General features: G+C 38.2%; 2 protein-coding genes and 1 pseudogene. 1 reads left to right on the top strand and 2 read right to left on the bottom strand.

Going from position 1 to position 4306, the window contains the following annotated elements:
• Window positions 1-410 (bottom strand): annotated as a pseudogene (locus AACY61_RS09525) (tRNA (N(6)-L-threonylcarbamoyladenosine(37)-C(2))-methylthiotransferase MtaB); the annotation flags it as partial.
• Between the two features lie 89 nt (window positions 411-499).
• Here AACY61_RS09525 and AACY61_RS09520 point away from each other — a divergent pair.
• Window positions 500-2122 (top strand): ABC transporter substrate-binding protein, encoded by a 1623-nt coding sequence (locus tag AACY61_RS09520; protein WP_339611339.1) that lies wholly within the window; start codon window positions 500-502, stop codon window positions 2120-2122.
• 358 nt (window positions 2123-2480) lie between these two features.
• Here the strand turns inward: AACY61_RS09520 and typA are convergent, their stop codons facing one another.
• On the bottom strand, window positions 2481-4280 hold the full coding sequence (typA, locus tag AACY61_RS09515; protein ID WP_339611340.1) for a translational GTPase TypA: 1800 nt from the start codon (window positions 4278-4280) through the stop codon (window positions 2481-2483).
• Between the last annotated feature and the right edge of the window lie 26 nt (window positions 4281-4306).

Genomic DNA, 4306 nt, shown 5'->3' with positions numbered 1-4306 from the left:
GCACCCACATAAAAATCAGTTGCTTCAATTTCACAACTATGCACTTCTCCAAAATCATTTTTGGATAAATCATTGAGGTAATCGGTTAGTTTAAACTTCTCCCTGGCACCTAACACCAAATCCACCCCATCAACTGATGCAAGTTCTTCAGGTTTGAGCTGCGCATAGCAACCCACGGCTGCAACAAAAGCATCCGGATTGACCTTCTGGGTTTTTTTGACAATGGTCTTAAAGCGTTTGTCGGCATTTTCAGTAACAGAACAGGTATTTATTACATAGATATCTGCCTCATCCTCAAATGCTACCCTGTCAAAACCTTCATCAGTAAAGCCTCTTGCTATCGTAGAAGTTTCTGAAAAATTTAATTTACAACCTAAAGTGTAAAATGCGACTTTTTTTCTATCGTTCATTCTTGTATTTTTGAAAAGTTGCAGGGCGGCAAAAATACGGATTTTTTCAGAGATACAATAACTGACAACCCACTTAAGAAGACAGGCTTATGAGAATTAATTATAGTTTTTTATCGTTTATGATAGTCATAAGTCTTAGTTTTTTTAATATTTCTTGTAAAGAGTCGGGCAATAAAAACAAAGACCACCTGGTCTTTAGGTACAATGAGCATCAAAACATTGCATCCTTAGACCCTGCATTTGCACGAAATGCTTCAAACATTTGGGCTACCAATCAATTATTCAATGGCCTGGTACAACTCGATGACAGTCTTAATATCCAACCGGATATCGCCAAACGATGGGAAATCAACGACTCTACCCGCACCTATACATTCTACCTGAACACTGATGTTTGGTTTCACAAACACAAATTGCTTGGAAAAGATTCAACCCGAAGAGTCATAGCAAACGATTTTGTGTATAGCTTCGACCGCCTAAAAGACCCGAGTGTTGCATCACCCGGAAGCTGGGTATTACAAAATGTTGAAAACTACTATGCGGTCAATGACACGGTTTTTGAAATTCAGCTTAAACATTCCTTTCCCCCGTTCATGGGCTTGTTGGCTATGCGGTATTGCTCTGTGGTTCCAAAAGAAGTGGTAGAACATTATGGAAACAATTTTCGGTCAAATCCCATTGGAACCGGGCCGTTTTACTTCAAACTCTGGGAAGAAAACATTAAACTGGTATTAAGAAAAAACACTGCCTATTTTGAAACTGATAAAGATGGGAATCCACTGCCCTACCTGGAAGCTGTGGCAATTACATTTTTGCCCGACAAACAAAGTGAGTTTTTACAATTTGCCCAGGGTAAGCTGGATTTTATTTCCGGCTTGGATGCTTCCTATAAAGATGAATTGTTGACTTCAAATGGAACATTGAAACCTACTTACAACAATGATGTTTATATGATAAAAGGCCCATACCTGAATACTGAATTTATCGCTCTTCAAAATAAATCAGATAAAAACAAGGCGCTGCAATCACCACTTTTCAGAAAGGCCCTAAACTATAGTTTTGACCGAAATGCAATCATCACTTACCTGAGAAATGGAATTGGCTCAGTGGGTACCAACGGAATCATACCCAAAGGACTACCCGGAAATGATGACATTGAAGGCTACAGCTACAATCCGGAAAAAGCCTCCCAATTACTTGAAGAATACAAAAAAGAAACCGGCGACCAAAATCCAAGTCTGGTTCTTACCACTGACAGCAATTATCAAGATATTTTTGAATACCTACAGCGAGAGTTTGAAAAAATTGGAATACAAACCACAATAGATGTAATGCCGTCTTCAGCAATCAGACAAGCACGTGCTGACGGTTCTTTGGATGCCTTTCGCTCCAGCTGGATTGCCGATTATCCGGATGCTGAAAGTTACCTTTCACTGTTTTACAGTCCCAATCACACCCCTTCAGGACCTAATTACACGTTTTACCAAAATAAAACTTATGACAGTTTGTATGAATATTCAAACAAATTGGTAGACATCAGCCAACGCAAAAAAATTTATAAACAAATGGATTCCATAATGATTCAAGACGCACCCATAGTGCCCCTTTTTTATGATGAAGCGGTGCGGTTTGTAAGGAATACTATTTCAGGACTGGGGATTAATCCTCAGAATTTTCTGGTGCTAAAGTATGTGAAGAAAGAAAAGAAATGAAAATTAGGTTTTTGAAAAACGTATTTGAAAGCTACTTAAAAAATTTAAACTTCGTTTTTTTAAACTGCCCTTTTAATAAACAAGTAATAAATGTTTGTCCCTACAATAAAGGCATTAGTAATAATTATGGGCCAGGAGATCTGTAGCATAAAACCATAAATAATAAACGCAATACATCCCAGTGAATTGATCAGACGAAGCGTCTTGATATTACGCATTAAAAAAGAAACGATTAACAATAATGAGGCAAGATACCCTATAAGTTCTGTAATTGAAAAAAAATCGTTTTCCATAAAAATATAAAAAAACACCTTTAGTGTATTCATACAAAAAAGGTGTTTGAATTAGTTTTTAAAGTTTATTCTATTTTAAATCGCTTGCGATCTACTTCTTTCAGGTAAACTTTTCGTAGCCTGAGATTTTTTGGGGTTACCTCAACATATTCATCCTTCTGAATATATTCTAAGGCTTCTTCCAGTGAAAATTTTACCGCAGGCACTATTTTTGCCTTATCGTCTGCTCCGGAAGAACGAACGTTTGAAAGCTTTTTGGTTTTGGTAATATTTACGACCATATCATCACCACGCGAATTTTCACCAATCACCTGACCTTCATAGATTTCTTCACCCGGGTCAACAAAGAATTTTCCACGGTCCTGTAATTTGTCAATAGAATAAGGAATTGCTTTTCCATTTTCCATTGAAATCAACGAACCGTTTTGACGCTCCGGAATACCACCCTTAAACGGTTGGTATTCTAAAAAGCGATGTGTCATAATGGCTTCACCTGCAGTGGCAGTTAACAACTGGTTTCTCAATCCGATAATGCCTCTCGAGGGTATCTGGAACTTACAAATCATACGCTCGCCTTTGCCTTCCATACTTAACATTTCGCCTTTTCTGATTGTTACCATATCGATGGCCCTACCAGAAACTTCTTCGGGTAAATCAATGGTTAATTCTTCAACAGGCTCACATTTTACACCGTCAATTTCTTTGATGATTACCTGTGGTTGACCAATTTGCACTTCATAGCCCTCACGACGCATTGTTTCTATTAAAACGGATAAGTGTAAAACCCCACGGCCAAAAACCATAAACTTATCGGCACTGTCTGTGGGTTGCATGCGCAGCGCTAAGTTCTTTTCCAATTCGCGTTCCAAACGCTCCTTGATGTGTCTTGATGTCACAAACTTCCCGTCTTTTCCAAAGAAGGGAGAGTCGTTAATGGTAAACAACATACTCATTGTGGGTTCATCAATAGCAATGGTTTTTAATCCCTCCGGATTTTCAAAATCGGCTACGGTATCACCAATATCAAAACCTTCAAGTCCAACAAGGGCACAAATATCACCTGCAAAAACTTCGGTTACTTTTTTTCTTCCCAGACCTTCAAAGGTGTGTAATTCTTTTATTCTTGTTTTAACTTTACTTCCGTCTCTCTTAACGAGTGATATGGGCATTCCTTCTTTTAAAGTACCTCGTTGCAGACGGCCAATAGCGATTCTTCCGGTAAATGAAGAGAAATCCAGTGAAGTGATTAGCATCTGGACAGTTCCTTCTTCAATTTTTGGGGATGGAATGTGCTCAATAACCATATCGAGTAATGGCTCAATGTTTTGAGTTGGTTTTTTCCAGTCTTCACTCATCCAGTTGTTTTTAGCCGAACCATACACTGAAGGGAAGTCCAATTGCCATTCTTCTGCACCCAGTTCAAACATCAAATCAAAAACAGCTTCGTGTACCTCATCAGGGGTACAGTTTTCTTTATCTACTTTATTGATAACTACACACGGTTTCAAACCTAAATCAAGTGCCTTTTGCAATACAAAACGTGTTTGAGGCATAGGACCTTCAAAAGCATCTACTAAAAGTAAAACACCATCTGCCATATTCAGAACACGTTCTACTTCACCTCCAAAATCGGCGTGACCGGGAGTATCAATGATATTAATTTTTTTGTCTTTGTAAACAACAGAGACATTTTTTGAAGTGATGGTGATACCACGTTCACGTTCTAAATCATTATTGTCAAGAATGAGATCACCGGTGTTTTCGTTGCTGCGAAAGAGGTTACAGTGATACATAATTTTGTCAACCAATGTAGTCTTACCGTGGTCAACGTGAGCAATAATCGCAATGTTTTTAATCTTAGTCATAAAAAGGGCTTCTTTTTGAGCGTGCA

Source organism: uncultured Planktosalinus sp., from assembly GCF_963973675.1.
Taxonomy (GTDB): Bacteria; Bacteroidota; Bacteroidia; order Flavobacteriales; family Flavobacteriaceae; genus Planktosalinus.
The sequence above is the reverse complement of the archived record's forward strand: the minus strand, read 5'-3'. Positions and strand labels throughout refer to the sequence as shown.

Bases quoted from the DNA above. Each gene is read 5' to 3' on its own strand.
- AACY61_RS09520 (WP_339611339.1), top strand. From the start codon at position 500: ATGAGAATTAATTATAGTTTTTTATCGTTTATGATAGTCATAAGTCTT.
- typA (WP_339611340.1), bottom strand. From the start codon at position 4,280: ATGACTAAGATTAAAAACATTGCGATTATTGCTCACGTTGACCACGGT.